The organism is Ideonella alba (genome assembly GCF_018069875.1).
In the GTDB taxonomy this organism is placed as follows: Bacteria; Pseudomonadota; Gammaproteobacteria; order Burkholderiales; family Burkholderiaceae_C; genus Ideonella; species Ideonella alba.
Map to the genome: position 1 here is coordinate 100,724 of NZ_JAGQDF010000006.1, position 19,289 is coordinate 120,012.

Annotated in this window: 19 protein-coding genes and 1 tRNA gene; 7 read left to right on the plus strand and 13 right to left on the minus strand. The window is 71.9% G+C overall.

What is annotated here, in order from left to right:
• Nucleotides 1-37: 37 nt before the first annotated feature.
• Nucleotides 38-493, plus strand: a complete 456-nt coding sequence (locus KAK07_RS12045; RefSeq protein WP_210854614.1) for a DUF3717 domain-containing protein — start codon at nucleotides 38-40, stop codon at nucleotides 491-493.
• Nucleotides 490-1,851, plus strand: coding sequence for an MATE family efflux transporter (locus KAK07_RS12050; RefSeq protein WP_210854615.1), 1,362 nt, complete (start codon nucleotides 490-492; stop codon nucleotides 1,849-1,851). Before KAK07_RS12045 ends, KAK07_RS12050 begins: the two co-directional genes overlap by 4 nt.
• On the opposite strand, the gene KAK07_RS12055 is transcribed toward KAK07_RS12050, so the two are convergent.
• The 3 genes from KAK07_RS12055 to KAK07_RS12065 form a co-directional block, all read right to left on the minus strand.
• On the minus strand, nucleotides 1,852-3,414 hold the full coding sequence (locus KAK07_RS12055; protein ID WP_310738604.1) for a sensor histidine kinase: 1,563 nt from the start codon (nucleotides 3,412-3,414) through the stop codon (nucleotides 1,852-1,854).
• A gap of 10 nt (nucleotides 3,415-3,424) precedes the next feature.
• On the minus strand, nucleotides 3,425-4,129 hold the full coding sequence (locus KAK07_RS12060) for a response regulator (protein WP_210854721.1): 705 nt from the start codon (nucleotides 4,127-4,129) through the stop codon (nucleotides 3,425-3,427).
• 172 nt (nucleotides 4,130-4,301) lie between these two features.
• Nucleotides 4,302-5,384, minus strand: a complete 1,083-nt coding sequence (locus KAK07_RS12065; protein WP_210854616.1) for an ABC transporter ATP-binding protein — start codon at nucleotides 5,382-5,384, stop codon at nucleotides 4,302-4,304.
• Between the two features lie 48 nt (nucleotides 5,385-5,432).
• Between KAK07_RS12065 and KAK07_RS12070 the strand changes: the two genes are divergently transcribed.
• Together KAK07_RS12070 and KAK07_RS12075 are read left to right on the plus strand one after the other, a co-directional pair.
• Entirely contained in the window at nucleotides 5,433-7,043 is a 1,611-nt protein-coding gene (locus KAK07_RS12070; RefSeq protein WP_210854617.1) for an ABC transporter permease, read from the plus strand.
• Between the two features lie 103 nt (nucleotides 7,044-7,146).
• On the plus strand, nucleotides 7,147-8,184 hold the full coding sequence (locus tag KAK07_RS12075) for an extracellular solute-binding protein (RefSeq protein ID WP_210854618.1): 1,038 nt from the start codon (nucleotides 7,147-7,149) through the stop codon (nucleotides 8,182-8,184).
• Here KAK07_RS12075 and KAK07_RS12080 read toward each other — a convergent pair whose 3' ends face one another.
• The 4 genes from KAK07_RS12080 to KAK07_RS12095 form a co-directional block, all read right to left on the minus strand.
• A complete protein-coding gene (locus KAK07_RS12080; RefSeq protein ID WP_210854619.1) occupies nucleotides 8,185-8,694 on the minus strand; it encodes a hypothetical protein in 510 nt (169 codons plus the stop codon).
• Nucleotides 8,694-9,740 (minus strand): M35 family metallo-endopeptidase, encoded by a 1,047-nt coding sequence (locus KAK07_RS12085; RefSeq protein ID WP_210860998.1) that lies wholly within the window; start codon nucleotides 9,738-9,740, stop codon nucleotides 8,694-8,696. Before KAK07_RS12085 ends, KAK07_RS12080 begins: the two co-directional genes overlap by 1 nt.
• Before the next feature lie 111 nt (nucleotides 9,741-9,851).
• Nucleotides 9,852-11,405, minus strand: coding sequence for a galactose oxidase early set domain-containing protein (locus tag KAK07_RS12090; RefSeq protein WP_210861000.1), 1,554 nt, complete (start codon nucleotides 11,403-11,405; stop codon nucleotides 9,852-9,854).
• 296 nt (nucleotides 11,406-11,701) lie between these two features.
• Nucleotides 11,702-11,792 (minus strand) — tRNA-Ser (locus tag KAK07_RS12095).
• 76 nt (nucleotides 11,793-11,868) lie between these two features.
• Here KAK07_RS12095 and KAK07_RS12100 point away from each other — a divergent pair.
• Nucleotides 11,869-12,276, plus strand: a complete 408-nt coding sequence (locus KAK07_RS12100; protein WP_210861002.1) for a YchJ family protein — start codon at nucleotides 11,869-11,871, stop codon at nucleotides 12,274-12,276.
• Between the two features lie 7 nt (nucleotides 12,277-12,283).
• On the opposite strand, the gene KAK07_RS12105 is transcribed toward KAK07_RS12100, so the two are convergent.
• Complete coding sequence (locus KAK07_RS12105) at nucleotides 12,284-12,664, minus strand: hypothetical protein (RefSeq protein ID WP_210854623.1); 381 nt, start codon at nucleotides 12,662-12,664, stop codon at nucleotides 12,284-12,286.
• A gap of 137 nt (nucleotides 12,665-12,801) precedes the next feature.
• On the opposite strand from KAK07_RS12105, the gene KAK07_RS12110 reads away from it, so the two are divergent.
• Both KAK07_RS12110 and rarD read left to right on the plus strand, forming a co-directional pair.
• Nucleotides 12,802-13,518: a pseudouridine synthase gene (locus KAK07_RS12110; protein ID WP_310740723.1), complete on the plus strand. Its 717-nt coding sequence runs from the start codon at nucleotides 12,802-12,804 to the stop codon at nucleotides 13,516-13,518.
• A gap of 37 nt (nucleotides 13,519-13,555) precedes the next feature.
• Entirely contained in the window at nucleotides 13,556-14,398 is an 843-nt protein-coding gene (gene rarD, locus KAK07_RS12115; RefSeq protein WP_210861006.1) for an EamA family transporter RarD, read from the plus strand.
• Between the two features lie 31 nt (nucleotides 14,399-14,429).
• On the opposite strand, the gene KAK07_RS12120 is transcribed toward rarD, so the two are convergent.
• Genes KAK07_RS12120 through KAK07_RS12140 form a run of 5 tightly spaced genes read right to left on the minus strand, consistent with a single transcriptional unit; the run spans nucleotide 14,430 to nucleotide 19,288 of the window.
• Nucleotides 14,430-15,149, minus strand: coding sequence for a GntR family transcriptional regulator (locus tag KAK07_RS12120; protein WP_310740724.1), 720 nt, complete (start codon nucleotides 15,147-15,149; stop codon nucleotides 14,430-14,432).
• A complete protein-coding gene (locus KAK07_RS12125) occupies nucleotides 15,131-16,009 on the minus strand; it encodes an ABC transporter permease (RefSeq protein ID WP_210861008.1) in 879 nt (292 codons plus the stop codon). Before KAK07_RS12125 ends, KAK07_RS12120 begins: the two co-directional genes overlap by 19 nt.
• Nucleotides 16,010-16,011: 2 nt before the next feature.
• Nucleotides 16,012-16,908 carry an ABC transporter permease gene (locus KAK07_RS12130; protein WP_210861010.1) on the minus strand — a complete coding sequence of 299 codons (897 nt, stop codon included), beginning with the start codon at nucleotides 16,906-16,908 and terminating at the stop codon, nucleotides 16,012-16,014.
• A 13-nt stretch (nucleotides 16,909-16,921) separates the two neighbouring features.
• Nucleotides 16,922-18,220, minus strand: coding sequence for an ABC transporter substrate-binding protein (locus KAK07_RS12135; protein ID WP_210854628.1), 1,299 nt, complete (start codon nucleotides 18,218-18,220; stop codon nucleotides 16,922-16,924).
• Nucleotides 18,221-18,265: 45 nt separating this feature from the next.
• Nucleotides 18,266-19,288, minus strand: coding sequence for an ABC transporter ATP-binding protein (locus KAK07_RS12140; RefSeq protein WP_210861012.1), 1,023 nt, complete (start codon nucleotides 19,286-19,288; stop codon nucleotides 18,266-18,268).
• Nucleotide 19,289: the final 1 nt, after the last annotated feature.

Genomic DNA, 19,289 nt, shown 5'->3' on the forward strand with positions numbered 1-19,289 from the left:
GCCCGCCGAGGCGGCTTTTTCGTCTGCATCCTCGCCCATGGCCGGCATCCACATCACCGACATCGAGCGCGCCATCAACTGGTGGCGCGCCCGCCAGCCCTCGCCCGACGGCCTGCAGGCCTGCGCCGAGGTGCGTGCGCTGGCCGAGGTGTATGCGCTGATGGTCTACTACCGCGAGTCCGAGGCCGACGAGGCCACGCTGCCCGCCGCCGCGCGCGAGGCCTGGCTGGCCTGGTACCGCAGCACCCCGGATGCGCCCTGCATCGCGATCTGCTCCACCGCCCAGGGCGATGCGCTGTGCAAGGGCTGCGGCCGCACCGAACACGAGGTGCAGCACTGGCCGCAGATGTCGCCGGGCGAGAAGCGCGCGGTCTGGCGGCGCATCAGCCTGGAGGCCACCGCCTGGCGCTTCAACCGCTATGCCGAGCGCGCCCGCCTGGCCACGGGCAGTGACCATCCGGACCCGCACAGCCTGGACGGCACCGCCCGATGATCCGCTTCAGCGACAGCGTCCGCCGCCTGGTGCCGCTGGCCTGGCCGGTGCTGGTGGGCCAGCTCGCGGTGCTGGCCTTCAGCACCATCGACACCTTGCTGGTGGCGCGCCACTCGCCCGCGGACCTGGGGGCCTTTGCCGTGGGCGCCGCGGCCTACATCACGGTCTTCGTCGGCCTGATGGGCGCGGTGCTGGCGGTGTCGCCGGTGGTGGGCCAGCTCTTCGGCGCCGGCCGGCTGGAGGCCGCCGGGGACGAACTGCACCAGGGCATCTGGCTGGCCCTGGGCCTGTCGCTGCTGGGCTGCACGCTGCTGCTGTTCCCTCAGCCCTTCCTGGCGCTCTCGCGTGCCACGCCCGAGATGGAAGCCAAGGTGCGCGGCTACCTGCTGGCGCTGGCGCTGGCGCTGCCGGCCTCGCTGCTGTTCACCGTCTACCGCGCCTTCAACACCGCGGTGTCGCGGCCCAAGGCGGTGATGGTGCTGCAACTGGCCGGGCTGGGACTGAAGCTGCCGCTGTCCACCGCGCTGGTCTTTGGCTGGCCGGCACTGGGCCTGCCCGCGCTGGGGGTCACCGGCGCCGGCCTGGCCACGGCGGCGGCGATGTGGTTGCAGCTGGCCGCCGCGGCCTGGATGCTGCACCGCGACCGCTTCTACGACCGCTTCGCGTTGTGGGGCCGCGGCCTGCACCCGCCCAGCCGCGCCGCCATCCTGGGCCTGCTGCGCCTGGGCGTGCCGATGGGCATGGCGGTGCTGGTGGAGGTCAGCGCCTTCTCGTTCATGGCCTTCTTCATCGCCCGGCTGGGCACGGTGCCGGTGGCGGGGCACCAGATCGCCATCAACCTGGTCTCGCTGATGTTCATGCTGCCGCTGTCGCTGGCCAATGCCGGCAGCACGCTGGTGGCCCAGCGCGTGGGGGCGGGTGATCTGGCGGACGCCCGCCGCCTGGGCTGGCATGCGATGGCGCTGGCCCTGATCACCTCCGGCGTGCTGGCCGCGGCGGTCTACCTGGGCCGGGTGCAGGTGGTGGGTCTGTACACCGGCGACGCCGCGGTGGCGGCGGTGGCGCTGTCGCTGCTGTCCTGGCTGGTGGTGTTCCATGTCTGCGATGCCGCGCAGACCATGGCCGCCTTCGTGCTGCGCGCCTGGCGCGTGGCCACGGTGCCGATGGTGATCTACGCCGGCACGCTGTGGGGCATCGGGCTGGGCCTGGGCTCGCAGCTGGCCTTCGACGATGGCACCCGGGTGCCTGACACGCTGCGCGGTGCGCCGGGATTCTGGGCCGCGTCAACGCTGGCGCTGGTGCTGTGCAGCGTCTTCCTGGTGGTGTTCAAGGCCTGGGTGCTGCGCCGGCGCGGCTGATCACAGCCGGCGCGCCGCCGGCAGCGTCAGCACGAAGCAGCTGCCGCCGCCCTCACGCGGCTCGCAGCGCACGCTGCCCTGGTGGGCCTGCGCGATCTGCCGCACCAGCGCCAGGCCCAGGCCGACACCGCCCTCGCGCTCGGCATGACCGGGCAGGCGGTAGAAGGGCTCGAAGATGCGTTCGCGCAGGTCCTCAGGCACGCCCGGGCCGCGGTCGCAGACGCGCACGCGCGGGCCCTCGGGCGACTCGGCCAGCAGCAGCGTGACCTCGTCGCCGCCATAGCGGCGGGCGTTTTCCAGCAGGTTGCGCAGCCCCCGGCGCAGCAGGCGCTCGCTGCCGCGCACGCGCAGCGCGGCGCCTTGCACCTCGGCCTGCACCCGCGCCGCCTCTTCCGCGGCCAGCGCCGCCAGGTCGATGCTGTCGTCCAGCTCCTGCGGCGCGCCAGCCTCCAGGCGGCTGGACAACAGGACCTCTTCGACCAGCGCGTCGAGCTCGGCGATGTTGGTGTGGATCTCGCGGCCGAGCTTCTCGCGCATCGCCGGCGGCGCATCGTCCAGCATCGACACCGCCATCTTCAGCCGCGCCAGCGGCGAGCGCAGTTCATGGCTGGCATTGGCCAGCAGGCTCTGGTTGGACTGCAGCAGCGCCTGGATGCGGTCGGCCGCCTGGTTGAAGCTGGCCGCCACCGCCGCCACCTCATCGCGGCCCTGCACCGGCACGCGCTGGTCCAGCGCACCGCCGCCGAAGGCCTCGACGCCCTGGCGCAGGCGCTCCAGGCGGCGGGTGAGACCGCGCACCACCGGCCAGGCGCCGGCCGCCACGGCCACGAACAGCGCGGCCAGCAGCCCCGCCAGCGCGGCACCGGCCGGCCAGTCGCGCGGCAGCATCAGGCGCCACCACGCCGGATGGCGGTCGCCCCGGGGGCCGCGCGGGCCATCGGCCAGGTCGCCCTCTCCGGGCAGGCCGGGCGGACCGAAACGTCCCTCCGGGGGCTCCAGGCGAAGGGGCGGGTCGCCGCCCGGGTCACCCACCGGGCCACCACCCGGGCCGCCGCCGGGGCCACGTGGGGGTCCGCTGCCCGGATCGGCCAGGTCCGGCGGCGCATCGCCGCCGCCCAGCTCCGGCGGCCTGGGGCCGCGGCCGCCCGAGGCTTCGCGCAGCAGGCGGTCCAGGTTGGGGCGGATCAGCCACAGCGTGCGGCCATCGTCCAGCCGGGTGCTGATCGCGTTGCGCGGCACCTCGCCGCGGTTGGCCGCCTGGCGACGCTCGAAGCTCTCGGACGCGGCGATGCGCCGTCCATCGGCGGCGTCCAGCGCCAGCGGCAGGCGCAGGCGCTGCGACCACTCGGCCAGCATCGCCGCCTGGACCGAATCGGGGGCGCCGGGCTCGGGCAAGGCGTTCTCGATCAGTTCGGCCCAGCTGGCCATGCGCTCGCGGATGCGCTGCTCGAACTGCGCCCGCTCCTGCTCCAGGTGGCGCTGCACCATCCAGCCGCCGGCCAGCGCGAACAGCGCCAGCGCGGCCACCACCGTGAGCCAGATGCGCAGGTACAGCGTCTTCACGCGCGCGGGGCTATTCGCCGTCCTGCTTGCGGGCGAAGACGTAGCCGGTGCCGCGCACCGTCAGCACCCGCTTGGGATTCTTCGGGTCTTCCTCGATCACCGCGCGGATGCGCGAGACGTGCACGTCGATCGAGCGATCGAAGGCCTCCAGCGGGTGGCCCTTCAGCGCATCCATGATCTGGTCGCGCGAGAGCACCCGGCCGGCGCTCTGCGCCAGCACCACCAGCAGGTCAAACTGGTGGCCGGTGAGGTCGCAGCGCTGGCCGTCCAGCCGCGCTTCGCGCGCACCCAGGTCGATCTCCAGCCGTCCGAAGGACAGCACCTCGTCGGGTTGGGCCTCGGGCGCGACGCGCCGCAGCAGCGCCTTGATGCGGGCCAGCAGCTCGCGCGGCTCGAAGGGCTTGGGCAGGTAGTCGTCGGCACCGATCTCCAGGCCCAGGATGCGGTCCATCGGCTCGCCGCGCGCGGTCAGCATCAGCAGCGGCAGACGGCGGGTGCGGGCATCGGCGCGCAGCTCGCGGGTCATGTCCAGGCCGTCGCCGTCGGGCAGCATCAGGTCCAGCACCAGGGCGTCGTAGGCGACGCGGCGCAGGCGCTCGCGGCCCTCGGCCAGCGAGGCAGCGGTGTCGACCTCGTAGCCGTGGCCGCGCAGGTAGTCGCCGACCATCGCGGTCAGGCGGCTGTCGTCGTCGATCAGGAGCAGGCGGGCAGGCAGCATCTCGTCGGCCCGCAGCGGGGCGCGCACACGGGCGGGGTAGGCGTGGGCCGAAGCATAGGTCATCGCGGTCTCCAGGCAGGCAATGCCCCGATGCTGGGGCCCGGCCGTTGGGCCCGCTTGGCCCGTGCGTGAAGAACTGTGAAGCGCTGGCCCAGCGGCGGTGCACCGCTCAGCGCGGGAAGGTCACCACATGCTCGACCCGCGGCCGGATGCCGATCCACTCGCCCGGCGCATGGTCGTGGTGCGAGGGCACATGGGCCAGCACCTCCAGGCCATCGGCCAGCGCCAGCGTGTAGAGGAACTCGGCGCCGCGGAAGTCGCGCCGCAGGATGCGCGCGCGCACCGGGGCGGCGTCGTCGTGCTCGATGTCGTCGGCGCGCAGCAGCACCAGGCACTCGCCGCCGGGGTAGGCATCGGGCAGCGGGCACTCGTCGGCGTCGGCCAGCAGGCCCAGGGGGGTGTCGACGCGGGGCCCCTGCGGCGTGCTGACAATGCGGGCCGGCGCCAGCACGCCGTGGCCGATGAAGTCGGCCACGAAGCGCGTGGCCGGGCGGTGGTACAGGTCGTAGGGGCGGTCCCACTGCTCCAGCCGGCCGGCCTGCATCACGCCCAGGCGGTCGGCCAGCGCAAAGGCCTCCATCTGGTCGTGCGTCACCACCAGCGCGGCGGTGCCGCTGGCCTTGAGGATGGCGCGCACCTCGTGGGCCAGGCGCTCGCGCAGTTCCACGTCCAGCGCCGAGAAGGCCTCGTCCAGCAGCAACAGGCGCGGCGCCGGGGCCAGCGCCCGCGCCAGCGCCACGCGCTGCTGCTGGCCGCCGGAGAGCTGGTGCGGCATCTTGCCGGCCACCTCGGGCAGGCCCACCAGCGACAGCATCTCCTGCACCCGCCGCGCGCGCTCGGCCCGGCCCAGCGCGTGCAGGCCGAAGGCCACATTGGCCGCCACGTCCAGGTGCGGAAACAGCGCGTAGTCCTGGAACACCATGCCGACGCGGCGCTGCTCGGCCGGGCGGTGCAGGCCGGCGGCCGGGTCGGAGACGATATCCCCCGCCAGGCGGATGCGCCCTCCGGCCAGCGGCTCCAGCCCCGCCACGGCACGCAGCAGCGAGGTCTTGCCGCAGCCCGAGGGGCCGACCAGCACGCCGATCTCGCCGGCGGCCAGGCCCATCGAGACCTCGCGCACGGCGTCGAGGTCGCCGCCGGCGGCCGCAGAGCCGCGGTAGCGCACCACGATGTGTTCAAGCAGCAGTGCCATGCGATGATCGTACCAGAATGACAATCATTCTTACTTAGAATGACTGGCATGCGCCTGCTCCTTGCCCTGGTCTGCGTTCTGCTGCTGCTGCCCCTGGCCGCGCTGGTGTCGCGCTGGGCGGCGCTGGACGCCGACGGACTGGCGCTGTGGCAGCACCTGGCCAGCACAGTGCTGCCGGGCTACCTGGGTCAGTCGCTGCTGCTGTCGGCGGCGGTGGCGCTGGGGGTGGCGCTGGTGGGCGGCAGCACGGCGGCGGTGGTCACGCTGTTCGAGTTCCCGGGACGGCGCTGGCTGTCGTGGGCGCTGCTCCTGCCGATGGCCATGCCGGCCTATGTGCTGGCCTACGCCTGGACCGACACCCTGCAGTACAGCGGCCCGCTGCAGACCGCGCTGCGCGCCGCCTTTGGCTGGCAGGGCGCGCTGTGGCCGGACATCCGCAGCCTGGGCGGCGCGGTGCCACTGTTCGTGCTGTGCCTGTATCCGTACGCCTACCTGCTGGTGCGCGCCGCGCTGGCCGAGCGCTGCGTGCCGCTGATGGAGGCCGCGCGCCTGCTGGGCGCCGGCTGGTGGCGCCGCGTCACGCAGGTGGCGCTGCCGATGGCCCGGCCGGCGCTGGCCGCCGGCGTGGCGCTGGCGCTGATGGAAACCCTGGCCGACTATGGCGTGGGCGCGTACTTCGGCCTGTCCACCTTCACCACCGGCATCTTCCGCGCCTGGCTGTCGATGGGCGACCGCGATGCCGCGGCCCAGCTGGCCACGGTCCTGCTGGTGCTGGTGGCGCTGCTGGTGTGGATGGAGCAGCGCGCCCAGGCGCGGCTGCGCTTCGCCGCCGCGCGCCAGGGCGCGCTGCATGGCGGCGACGCCCGGCCGCTGGCGCTGGGCTGGCGCGGCTGCGCGGCCGCCTGGGCGGTGTGCCTGCTGCCGGTGCTGCTGGGCTTCGTGCTGCCGGTGCTGGCGCTGCTGCGCCTGGCCAGCACCGAGGGTGATGCCGACGCCCCGGGCCTCGACCTCTCACGCTTCGCCGGCTGGGCCGTCAACAGCTTTGTGCTGGCGGCCGCAGCGGCCTGCCTGGCCGTGCTGCTGGCCATGGCCCTGGCGGCCGCGCGGCGGCGTCAGCCCGGCCGCTGGCTGGACGCGCTGGCGCGCGGTGTGGGCCTGGGCTATGCGGTGCCGGGCGCGGTGATCGTGATCGGTCTGCTGTGGCCGCTGGGGGCCTGGCAGGCGCGATGGCCCGAGTGGCCACTGGCCGGCTGGCTGACGGCCGGCGTGGCGGGCCTGCTGTACGCCTACCTGGTGCGCTTCTCTGCCGTGGCGATGCAGTCGGTGGATGCCGGCTACGCCCGGCTGCCGACCAGCTTCGACGAAAGCGCCCGCCTGCTGGGCCACGGCCCCTGGGCCACCTGGCGCCGGGTGCACTGGCCGCTGCTGCGCGGCGCCGCCGGCACGGCCTGGCTGCTGGTCTTCGTCGATGTCATGAAAGAACTGCCCGCCACGCTGGTGCTGCGCCCCTTCAACCACGACACGCTGGCCGTGGTGGCCAACCAGCTGGCGCGCGACGAGCGCCTGGGCGAGGCGGCCTGGCCCTCGCTGGCCATCGTGGCGGTGGGCCTGCTGCCGGTGCTGCTGCTGGGCCGTGGCCGCGGCGCCACCGGCTGCTGAGCGCCGGACCGGACGCTGCTGGAGCCGCATCAATATGTGATTGCGAATTGTTCGCGTTTGCTATTACACTCCAGTGCATCGTTGACCTTCCCGTGAGCCGACCATGCGTCCGACCCGCCTGCTGCCCGCCCTGCTCGCCGCCTGCCTGCTGCCCCTGGGCGCCGCCGCACAGGACAAAGTGCTGAACCTGTACTCCGCCCGCCACTACCAGACCGACGAGGCGCTCTACAAGGACTTCACCGCCGCCACCGGCATCACGATCAACCGCGTCGATGCCGACGACGCCGGCATCCTTGAGCGCCTGCGCACCGAGGGCGCGGCCAGCCCGGCCGACGTGATCCTGCTGGTGGATGCCGCCCGGCTGTGGCGCGCCGAAGAAGCCGGCCTTTTCCGTCCGCTGAAGTCAGCGGTGCTGGACAAGGCCATCCCGGCCCGGCTGCGCGGCGCCGACAAGGGCGACGGCCCGTCCTGGTTCGGCTTCTCCACTCGCGCCCGGGTCATCGTCTACAACAAGGCCAGCGTCCAGCGCGCCGATGCGGACACCTATGCCGAGCTGGCCGACCCGAAGAACAAGGGCAAGGTCTGCACCCGCTCGGGTGCCCACCCCTACAACCTGAGCCTGTTCGGCGCGGTGCTCGAGCACATCGGCCCGCAGGCCACCGAGACCTGGCTCAAGGGCGTGGTCGACAACATGGCCCGCCCGCCCAAGGGCGGGGACACCGACCAGATCAAGGCGGTGGCCTCGGGCGAATGCCAGATCGCGCTGTCGAACAGCTACTACGTGGCGCGCATGATGCGCTCGACCAACCCGGCCGATCGCGACGTGATGGACAAGGTCGGCGTGGTCTTCCCCGACCAGGACGGCAAGGGCACCCACGTGAACATCGCCGGTGGCGCGGTCGCCCGCAACGCCCCGCACCCCGAGGCCGCGCGCAAGTTCCTGGAGTACCTGGCCAGCCCCTCGGCGCAGGCCTACTTCGCCAACGGCAACAACGAATACGCCGTGGTGGACGGCGTGGGCGCCGACAACCCGGCGCTCAAGGCCCTGGGCCCGTTCAAGGCCGAGGTGATCCCCGTGGCCACGATCGGCACCAACTCGGCCAAGGTCCAGCAGATGCTGGACCGTGTGGGCTACAAGTGATCAGCGCGGCGCGAGCAGCTCGAAGCGGGCCTCGCCGCAAGCCAGTTCGGCGCTGCTCCACGGCTGGCCCAGGCGCGGCCCGTCGCGCCCCTGCTGCACCTGCACGTCGCCCAGCGTGATCGCCGGCTGCAGCAGATAGCTGCCGGCGCGCCGCAGGTCGAAGGCCGGCGACAGCGGCAGCGCCGCGCGCAACGCCTGGCCCGGCGCCAGGTGCAGGTAGGCTGAAGCGTCCGGGGCCGCCCGCTTGACCATCGCGCCCTGGTAGTCGAGTGGCTGGCCGTCGCGGCTCAGCGTGGCAAAGGGCGCCATCCAGCGCCCCTCCCAGGGCGTGTTCCAGCGCAGCACCCACAGCGGCTCGGCGCCGGTGTTGGTCAGCGTGAACTGCAGCAGCACGGCATGGCCCAGGGCCTGGCGCGGCGGCACCTGCAGGCTGCAGGCCAGCGTGGCCGCCTGCGCGCCCGCCGCCCAGGCCATGCCTGCCACCAGCAGCGCCAGCGTCCGCCGCCTCATCAGGGCTGCGCCGGGGTGTTCTCGGCGAAGTACTCGTGGCTGTCGGCGTTGTCGACCGCACGATCGGGGTTGCTGATCGCCAGGGCCTTGGCCGCCGTCTGGCCGTAGGCCCAGTCATTGGTGCCCGCCACCACGGTGAAGTGGGACATCTCGTGGATCAGCGTGCCGGCCTTGGAGTCGGTGCCGGTCATCGGTGCCGCCCAGAAGGCGCCGCACAGGTAGATCTTGTACGGATCGTTCGGGTAGACATAGGCGTAGACGCCGTTGTCGGTGCACGAGCAGTCCAGCGTCAGCGGCTTCTTCTTGAACGCCTGCGTGATCTTGTTGTAGTGGGTGCGCACGGTGTCGTAGCGCGTGGCGGTGTAGGCGCCGAACCAGGTGGTGTACCGCGTGGTCGGCGTGGTCATCACCTTCAGGTACTTCTTCGACTCGCTGGCGTAGCCGGTGGCCTTGCCCACCGCGGTGGTCAGGTCGTTCTGCTCGCTGACGGTGCAGTTGCCGGTGAAGGTGATCGGGCCGCTGGTGGCCGCTTCCGGCACCACGCGCTGCACCGCTTCGCTGCGGCCGGAGAGCCACAGCGACAGCGATTCCGTGGACGCCAGGTCGGCCCGGCCCGGCGCGCGGGCGCGTCCGAGGTAGGCCACCGAGTAGCGGCCATCCGGCAGCGCGTAGTGGCGCGACAGATCGACCCGGTAGCTGCGCTGCTCGCCCGGCGCCAGCACCACCTGGTCTTCAGGCCGGGGCGCGGCCCGCTTGACCAGCGGACCGTGGTAGGCGGCCTCGGCGCCATCGGCGCCGCGCACGCGGAACAGCGGGCCGTGCAGCGTGCCCTCGGGCAGTTGCCAGCGCAGCAGCTTCTGTGGCTGGGCGCTGGTGTTGCGCACCACCACCTCCACCGTCACCTCGGCATCGCCCTGCATCACCTGGGCGGGCGCCCGCAGCTCGACCTGCAGGCCCTGGGCGGCCAGCGCGCTGGAGCTGGCCAGCGCACAGGCGGCCAGCGTGGTGACGGACAGCAGGGAGGTGGGGGCGGCAAGGCGACGCATCGGCGGACTCCGGTCAGACAACAGAGCGGCGACTATCGCGCCTGTCCGGCGGGCTGTCGATCCCCAGTTGCGCGGGCGCGGAACGGGCGCGGGTGAACGCCGCCGGCCTGCTCAGCCGATCCGGATCACCTTGGCCATCGACGGCACGCCCGCCGCATCCAGCGCGAACAGCATGTAGAAGCCCGGCGGCGCCACCGCGGCCGAGGCCGGCAGCTGGTAGCTCAGCCGCTTGCCGCGCTGCGCGAAGCTGAGTTCCTGGAAGCGCTGGTCGCTGTGGAAGGCGTGGGTCACCGCGCCGAAGCGCACCAGGGTCAGCCGGGCCACCGGCCTCGGATCGGCCATCTCGAGCTGCTGCGCCTGCCCCCAGGTGCCTGCCTGAGGCGCCGACGCGATCACTGGGCGCCGCGCCGGGCGGCCGCTGCCGTCGGGGTGGTACAGGTAGGGCGGGTAGTAGATCTCGCCATTGAGGTTGTTCACCGGACCGGGCGCCCCGCCGCCGTTGGTCAGCACCGTGGCGTCGGGCAGCAGCATCGCGGTGGAGTGGTACAGCCGGGGCTTGGCCGCGCTGGCCGTGGTGGTCCAGGTGCCGGTGGCCGGATCCCAGGTTTCGGAGTGATAGGCCGCACCGGCCAGGCTGTTGCCGGTGGACGAACCGCCGTTGACGAACACCTGCCCATTGGGCAGCACCGTGGCATTGCCGTACTGGCGCTCGAGAGACAGATTGGCCGTGGCGCTGACCACCGGCGGAGTCACGTTCAGATCCACCAGCTTCGCCACACCACCCACGCGCAGGCTCAGCACCTTGCCGGGCTGGTACATCACCGCCGGCAGGATGTGCCGACCGGCCCCCAGGCCGCTGGCCAGTGTGCGCTCCAGCGTGCCGCCCGCTTCGGTGTCCAGCGCGTAGATCTCGCCCTTGGGCGTGAGGATGGCAATCCGGCCGTCCGGTGCCAGCCAGGCGCGCGGGTAGCTCCACGACGAGCTGATGCTGCCGTAGGCCAGCTCGCTGGTGGCCGCAAACAGCGTGCGCCAGCCGCCGCCACTGAGGTAGACCTCGGGCGTGGAGGCATGGCTGGCCACGGTGGAGGTGCCGTCGTCGAAGTTGTAGGCGCGGTCGATCAGGCCGCCCAGCGCCACCTGCTCGCCCTTGGTGTTCGTCAGCAGCGTCGCGTACCAGCGCTGCCAGACCATCGGCGACTCCTTGGTCAGGCTGTTGTTCAGCGGGCTGAAGCGGTTGACGTCGTTGTTGCCGTAGTTGCGCACGCCCTTGACGGTGCGGTCGCCGCCCACCAGCAGCACGTCGCCGCTGCCCGGCAACAGGGTCTGGCCGGCGCAGAAGATGTCGGTGCCGGTGCTGTTGGGCAGCAGTTGCATCGAGGTCTCCCCCGTGCCCTGGGCCGGATCCCAGACCGCATAGTTCATCAACGCGCCCTGCAGGCCATCCGGGCCGGTGCCGAAGGACAGCACCCGCCCATCGGCCAGCAGCACGCTGTGCAGCGGAATCAGCGACCACGCGAACGCCGGGCCGAACACCCCCTTGAGGTGCGCGTCCGGCGGCCCGATGGGCACGGCAAACGGCCGCAGCACCGGCGTCTGCATCCCCAACGCCTTGGGCCACCCCGGGCCCGGGCCCCAGTCCACCGGGCCATCCAGGCGCGGCGGCATCCACTCCGGCGTCTGCGACAGATCCCGCAGCGGCCCCGCCTGCGCGACGCACAGGCCCAGCAGGGCGCCAGCGAGCGCCAGTGCAGGCCCGGGCCGAGCCCCGAGCCCTGGCCGGCGACGGGCCGGCCTGGTCAAACGGTGCGCCGTCGTGGCGGCATGGTGCATGGTGCAGCTCCCTCTTTCGCGGGGATTCTGAGCCAGTAACGGCACCGCCGGGGGGCCTCCCCACTAGATCGTGGGGGACGCGCCGGCAGCCCGGAAATGAAAAGGGCCTTCGCGTGGCGAAGGCCCTGATCTGGCGGAGAAGGAGGGATTCGAACCCTCGATACGGTATAACCGTATACCGGATTTCGAGTCCGGCGCATTCGACCACTCTGCCACCTCTCCTGGTAAGCGATGCACCCGTGGTCTGTCTGGGTGAAGCCTCGCATTCTAGCGCAACTTTTCGCCCACCCCGCCCGAGATGCCTGACACCCTCCCCACCGCGTGCCCCTGCGGCAGCGGCCGACCGCTGGCCGACTGCTGTGGCCGCTGGCATGCTGGCCCGCTGTACCTGCAGGCCCCCGATGCCGAGTCGCTGATGCGTTCACGCTACAGCGCCTATGTGCTGGACCGGCTGGACTACCTGAGGGACACCTGGCATCCGCGCACGCGGCCCGGTGACCTGTCGCCAAACCCGGCCGGGCTGCGCTGGCTGGGCCTGGAGGTGCGCCGGCACCGTGTCACGGCGCCGGACCATGCCGAGGTGGAGTTCGTCGCGCGCAGCAAGCTGGGCGGGCGGGCGCACCGCCTGCATGAGACCAGCCGCTTCGAGCGCGCGGCCCTGGAGGGCGCGCCGCGCTGGTACTACGTGGACGGCGACCTGCGCTGAGCGGGACTCAGGCGACGAACTGCTCGCGCACCGCGTCGGCCGCCAGCCGGCGCGCCAGCCAGGCCAGCGCAGCGGCCACCGGCAGCGCGGCCAGCAGGGCCCACAGCGCCTGGCCGGCCAACAGCCAGACCAGGGCGGCGCTGCCCGCGCCCGCGGCCAGCAGGCAGGCCATGCTGGCCCGGCGCGCCCACTCCAGACGCCACCACAGGCCGGCACCGGTGACCGAGAACAGCGCGGCTGTCACGCCGGCGGCCGCGATCCACCACGCGGACGCGGTGCTGCCCCACCACCCCACCCAGGCGGCCAGCACGGTGGCCAGCGCCCAGAGCAGGCAGGCGGTCCAGGTCACGAGCGGCGTGCGGCCGCCGAGATAATAGGTCTGAGGCATGGTCGGTCCCTCCTTGCGCGGTCATGGTGCCGCGGTTCGATGACAGGCATTTTTCAAAAAGACCCGTGATCAGCGCCCTCCCCAGTTCATCGGGGCATCCCCAGCCTGTGGGACAGGCTGGCGCTGCACTGTCGCCCGTGCGCCACGACCTGGTGGTGCTGTGCGCGACCGAGGCGCTGCTGGTCGTCGACAAGCCCCCCGGTCTGCTGGTGCACCGCAGCGGCCTGGACGCCCACGAGACCGACACCGTGCTCGACCGCCTGCGCCCCGCGTGGGGCCCGCTGTCGCCGGTGCACCGGCTGGACAAGGGCACCTCGGGCGTGCTGGTGCTGGCCCGCCAGGCCGATGCCGCCCGGGCGCTGGGCCAGGCCTTCGAGACCGGCCAGTGCCGCAAGCGCTACCTGGCGCTGGTGCGCGGCTGGCCGGCGGATGAATGGTCCGTCGACCACCCGCTGGCGCGCGACCCCGAACGCCCCAGCCTTGGCCAGCCGATGCTGGATGCCTGCACGCGGGGCCGCACGCTGGCGCGGGCCGAGTGGCCGCTGTCCACCCGGCCGGGCTTCGACGGCACCCGCGTCGCGCTGGTCGAGGCCTGGCCGGAAACCGGACGGCGCCACCAGATCCGCCGCCACCTGAAGCACCTGGGCCATCCGCTGATCGGCGACAGCACGCATGGCAAAGGGCCGCTGAACCGCGCGCTGGCCGACTGGCTGGGGGTGCAGCGGCTGTGGCTGCATGCGCTGTCGCTGGCCGTCCCGGCCCTGGACGACTGGCCGGCGCAGCAGTGGCTGGCCGCGGCCGGTCCGGAGTGGAAGTCCCTGCCCGACCTGGGCGCGGCCGTACCGCCACAATAGGGGCCCGTTGTTCTGCCGCCGACCTTGCGGCCTGCCCATGCCGCCCGGTCTGCTGAGTGCCGCCACCGCCTACATCATCTGGGGCCTCTTTCCGCTGTACTTCCACCGCCTGGCCTCGGTGCCGCCACTGGAGATGGTGGGCCACCGCTCGGTCTGGTCGCTGGTGATGGTGCTGGGCCTGCTGGTCTGGCAGCGGCGCTGGGCCTGGCTGCGCCAGCTGACGCCCAGGGCCATGGGGGCCTTTGCCGCCAGCACCGCGCTGCTGGCCGCCAACTGGCTGCTCTATGTGTGGGCGGTGCAGCAGGGCCGCGTGCTCGAAGCCAGCCTGGGCTACTTCATCAACCCGCTGTTCAACGTGCTGCTGGGCATGGTGGTGCTGGGCGAGCGCCCCAAGCCGATGCAGTGGGTGGCCGTGGCCATGGCCGGCCTGGGCGTGCTGTGGCTGGGCTGGACGGCCGGCGCGCCGCCCTGGATCGCGCTGGGGCTAGCGGCCAGCTTTGGCCTGTACGGCCTGCTGCGCAAGACGGCGCCGCTGGGTGCGGTGGAAGGCCTGGCGCTGGAAACCATGCTGCTGGCGCCGCTGGCCGTGCCGGCGTTGGCCTGGCTGGTGGCCAGCGGCGGCGCACCCCACGCGCCCGCCGACTGGTTCTGGCTGGTGCTGGCCGGCCCGCTGACCGCCGTGCCGCTGCTGCTGTTCGCCCACGGCGCGCGGCAGATCACGCTGGCCACTCTGGGCCTGCTGCAGTACCTGGGCCCGTCGATCCAGTTCATGCTGGGCCTGTGGGTCTTCCACGAGCCGCTGCAGCCGGCGCGGCTGCTGGGGTTCGGCCTGATCTGGGCGGCGCTGGCGGTCTACACCGCGGCGGCCTGGCGGCGCTGATCGTCACGCAGCGCCGGTCTGGCGGCGCTGATCAGCGTGCGGCCGCCGCCGGCTCGCGGTAGGCCGCGAACACATCGCGCAGCGCCGCCGCGGCCGGCGCCTGGGCCAGCGAGCGGGCCAGCTCCTGCAGGTGGCGGCGCATCTCGGACGCCGCGCGCGCCGGCGGCCCGCTGGCCAGCGCCTCGACCAGGTCCTCGTGCCGGTGCGCCACGCAGCCCGGGTGGCCGTGGCGCTGGTAAAGCATGATCAGCAGCGAGGTGATCGGCAGCAACTCGTCGATCCAGCGCAGGAAGACCGGGTTGCCGCCCAGCGCCGCCAGTTCACGGTGGAACTGGCCCGACAGCCGCACCGCGGTGGCGTGGTCGCCGCGCTGCAGCGCCTGGGCCTCGGCCGCCACCAAGGCGCGCAGGGCCGCCAGTTGCGCGGGTGTGAGCCGGCCCGCCAGCTGGCGCGCGATCTCGCATTCCACCACCTGACGCGCCGCGAACACCGATGCCGCCTGCGCCAGGTCGGGCTGCGGCACCTGGGCGCCACGGTTGTGCTGCAGCTCGATCACCTGGTCGGCCGCCAGGCGCTGCAAGGCCTGGCGCACCACGGTGCGTGAGACGCCAAAGCTCTCGGCCAGTTCTTCTTCGCGCAGGCGCAGGCCGGGCGCCAGGCGGTGCTCGACGATCGCCTGGTAGATGCCCTGGTAGACCCGGTCGGTGGCGGTGTCGGCCGACCGCTCCCGCCTCAGCCGCGTCGCCGCCACAGCGCCACCAGGGCCAGGCTCAGGCCCATCACGGCGAAGGAGATGGCCGTGGTCACCGTGCCCAGCGCATAGATGACCGGCGTGGTCACCGTGGTCGTCAGGCCCTGCAGCTCCAGCGGCAGGGTGTTGAGGTCGCCCATGGCCTGCGAGCTGCGCGCGATCTCGTCCCAGCTGAGCGTGAAGCCGAACATGCCGATGCCCACCAGGCTGGGCGCGATCAGCGGCAGCACCACATGGCGCTGGGTCTGCCAGGCACTGGCGCCCAGGTCGCGCGCCGCCTCTTCGTAGGCCGGGTTGAAGCGGTTGAAGATCGCGAACATGATCAGCAGGCCGAAGGGCAGAGTCCAGGTCAGCTGCGCGCCCAGGCCCGAGCTGAACATGCCCAGCGTGGTGGTGAAGCCCTCCAGCGCCTCGGGCGCCCAGGCTTCCAGCGCCCACTTCACGCCGCCATCCAGCAGCCGGAACATCAGCCCGATGCCCAACGACACGATGATGCTGGGCATGATCAGGCTGGCCACCACCACGTAGAACAGCGGCGTGCCGCCGGGCAGGCGCTTGCGGTAGGCCAGGCCGGCCAGCAGCGACAGCAGCACCGTCAGCGCCATCACCACCGTGCCCAGCAGCAGTGAGCGTCGCAGCGCGGCGCCGATGTCGATCACGCCGATGCCCTCCCACAGCTGGCGGAACCAGTGCAGCGACCAGCCGCGCATCGGGAAGGTCAGGCCGCCCTCGGGGCCCTGGAAGCTCAGCACCACGATGGCCAGCATCGGCCCGTAGAGGAACAGCACGAAGGCGACGAACACCACGGCCAGAGGCCAGAAGCCGGGGGCGCGCGGTTCGCGGCGAGCGGCGCTGGCCATGCTCAGAGCTCCCGCCGCAGGTCGACCAGGCGCAGCAGCGCCACGATCATCATCAGCACCACCGCCAGCAGGATCACCGCATTCGCGGCCGCCAGCGGAAACTGCAGGTAGCTGGTCTGCACCTGGATGATCTTGCCCACCGAGGCGATCTGCTGTCCGCCCATCACGCCCACGGTGACGAAGTCACCCATCACCAGCGCCAGCACGAAGATCGAGCCGATGATCAGCCCGGTGCGCGACAGCGGCAGCACCACATGCCAGACGGTCTGCCAGGTGCTGGCGCCGTTGTCGCGCGCGGCCTCGATCAGGCTGCGGTCGATGCGCATCATCGAGTTGAAGACTGGCACGATCATGAACATCGTGTACAGGTGCACGAAGGCCAGCACCACCGAGAACTCCGAGAACAGCAGCCACTCCAGCGGCGCGTCCACCAGACCCGCGGCCTGCAGGCCCTGGTTGACCAGGCCGTGGCGGCCCAGCAGCGGCACCCACGAGATCATGCGGATCACATTGCTGGTCCAGAAGGGCACGGTGCAGACGATGAACAGCAGCGTCTGCATCCACTGGCTGCGCACATGAAAGGCCAGGAAGTAGGCGATCGCAAAGCCCAGCACCGCGGTGATGGCCCAGGTCAGCAGACTGAAGCGCAGCGTCGAGCCATAGGTCTTGAGGGTGACGCACAGGTCCTCGCCCGACGTGACCAGGCTGCTGCCGCAGCCGCGGAACACGTCCAGGTAGTTCTGCGCGCTGAAGGCCGGGATCAGTTCGTAGTCGGTGGCCTGCCAGAAGCTGACCGCGACGATCAGCCCCAGCGGCACGACGAAGAAGACCACGAACACCGCCGCCAGCGGGGCCGCCTGCAGCCACGCCAGCACGGAGGAGTTCGGGGCCTTCGACATCACGGCGCGGTGCTCAGGCAGCGACGAACTCGTTCCACTTCTGCACCATGTACGCGTTCTCGTCCATGATGGCGTTCCAGCAGGCGATGCCGCCCATGCGCTGCTCGTAGCTGCCGCCGTCGCGCACCGCGCCCACCTTGGCCAGCACGTCGCCGTTGGGCGACAGGATGTCCTTGGTGGCGGCCTTGCCCTCCATCCAGTAGGCCCACTCGTAGGCCTCCATCTTGGCCTTGGCAGTCTCCAGCACCGCACTGTAGTAGCCCTGGCGGTTCAGGTAGGCGCCGGCCCAGCCGTCAAGGAACCAGTTGATGAACTCGTAGACGCCATCGGCCTTGCGGCCGGTCACGGTCTTGGGCACGCCGAAGCCGGCGGCCCAGGCGCGGTAGCCCTCCTTCAGCGGCTGGAACACGCAGGGGATGCCCTTGGTGCGCACCGCGGTGACGGCCGGGCTCCACATCGACTGGATCACCACCTCGCCCGAGGCCATCAGGTTGACCGACTCGTTGAAGTCCTTCCAGAGGCTGCGGAACTGGCCGGCCTTCTTGGCCTCGATCAGGGTCTTGATCGTCAGGTCGATCTCGGCCTTGGTCATGTTGCCCTTGTCGGGGTACTTGTACAGGCCCATGGCCTCGACCACCATCGCCGCGTCCATGATGCCGATCGAGGGGATGTTCAGGATCGCCGCCTTGCCCTTGAACTCGGGGTTGAGCAGTTCCTTCCAGCTCTCGATCGGGCGCTTGATCAGGTCGGGCCGGATGCCCAGCGTGTCGGCGTTGTAGACCGTGGGAATCAGGGTCATGAACTGGGTGGGCTCCTTGGCGAAGTCCTTGGCCGTGGGGTTGGCCACGTACATCACCTTCTTCGGGGCCGTGCCCTGGTCACCCACCTTCTTGCCGGCCACCTCGCCCTTGGTGAACAGGGTGGTGATCTTGTCGGCGTTCTTGATGCGCCGGGTGTCGATGCCCAGCAGGTTGCCAGTGGGCAGGATCTTCTTGAGCGAGAAGTACTCGGTGTCGATCAGGTCGAAGCTGTTGGGCGCGGTGACCGCGCGCTTGGTGACGTCGTCGGTCGTGACCGGGATGTACTGGATCTTGATGCCGGTGTCGGCCTCGAACTTCTCGGCGATCTTCTTGTCCTGGTTCACCGCGGTGCCCAGGTAGCGCAGCGTGATCTTCTCCTGCGCATGGACGAAGGGGAAACCGGTGATGCCGGTGGCCGCCACGCCAACACTGGCGGCCTGGCGCAGAAAGCCGCGGCGGTCGCCGGCGGCAGGGGCTTCGGGCTTCTCGGGGGTGGGATCGATCGCGCTCATGGCAGGCTCCTCGTGGCGTGGTGGTGGACGGGATGGGTAGAGTGCTCAGCCCACCAGCAGGTGGGCGTCGGCCTCATGCCAGCGCAGGCTCAGGCGCTGGCCGGGTTCCAGGGGTTGGCGGTGGTACAGGTCGTCGGGCAGGCTGGCCACCCAGGCCGGCGGCGTGGCCTCGTCGTCGGCCTCGTCCGTGGCGGGCTGGTCGCCCGGGGGGACCAGGTGGACCAGCACCTGCTGGCCCTGGTACTCCACGGCCCGCACCTGCACGGCCAGTCCGTTCTCTTCAGGTGCGGCCAGCGTGCAGCGGTCGCTGCGCACCGCGATGCGCCCCCCGGGCGTGGCGAACACGTTGTGGGCGCCGATGAAGCGGGCAACGAACTCGGTGCGCGGGCGCTCGAAGACCTCGCGCGGCGGCCCGGCCTGCTCGATGCGGCCGTGGTTCATCACCACCACCAGGTCGGCCAGCGCCATCGCCTCTTCCTGCGAGTGGGTCACATGGACGAAGGTCATGCCCAGTTCGCGGTGCCAGCGCTGCAGCTCGGCCCGCATGCGGATGCGCAGGAAGGGGTCGAGCGCCGACAGCGGCTCGTCCAGCAGCAGCACGCGCGGGCGGGTCATCAGCGCGCGCGCCAGCGCCACGCGCTGCTGCTGACCGCCGGAGAGCGCCGCGGGCAGGCGCTGCGCGTAGGGCTGCATCGCCACCAGGTCCAGCAGCGCACGCGCCTGGGCCAGCCGCTCCTCGCGCGCCACGCCCTTCATGCGGGCGCTGAAGGCCACGTTGTCCAGCACGCTCAGGTGCGGGAACAGCGCATAGCTCTGGAACATCATCGCCGTGCCGCGCTCGGCCGGCGACAAGGGCGTGATGTCGCGACCGCCCAGCAGCACCTGACCGGCGGTGGGCTGCTCATGGCCGGCGATCATGCGCAGCGTCGAGGTCTTGCCGCAGCCCGACGGCCCCAGCAGGCAGCAATAGGCGCCGGCGGGCATCGCCAGGTCGATGCCGGCCACCGCCACGGCCTCGCCGTAGTGCTTGCTCAGGCCGGTCAGGGCCAGGTCGGTGGGCTCACTCATG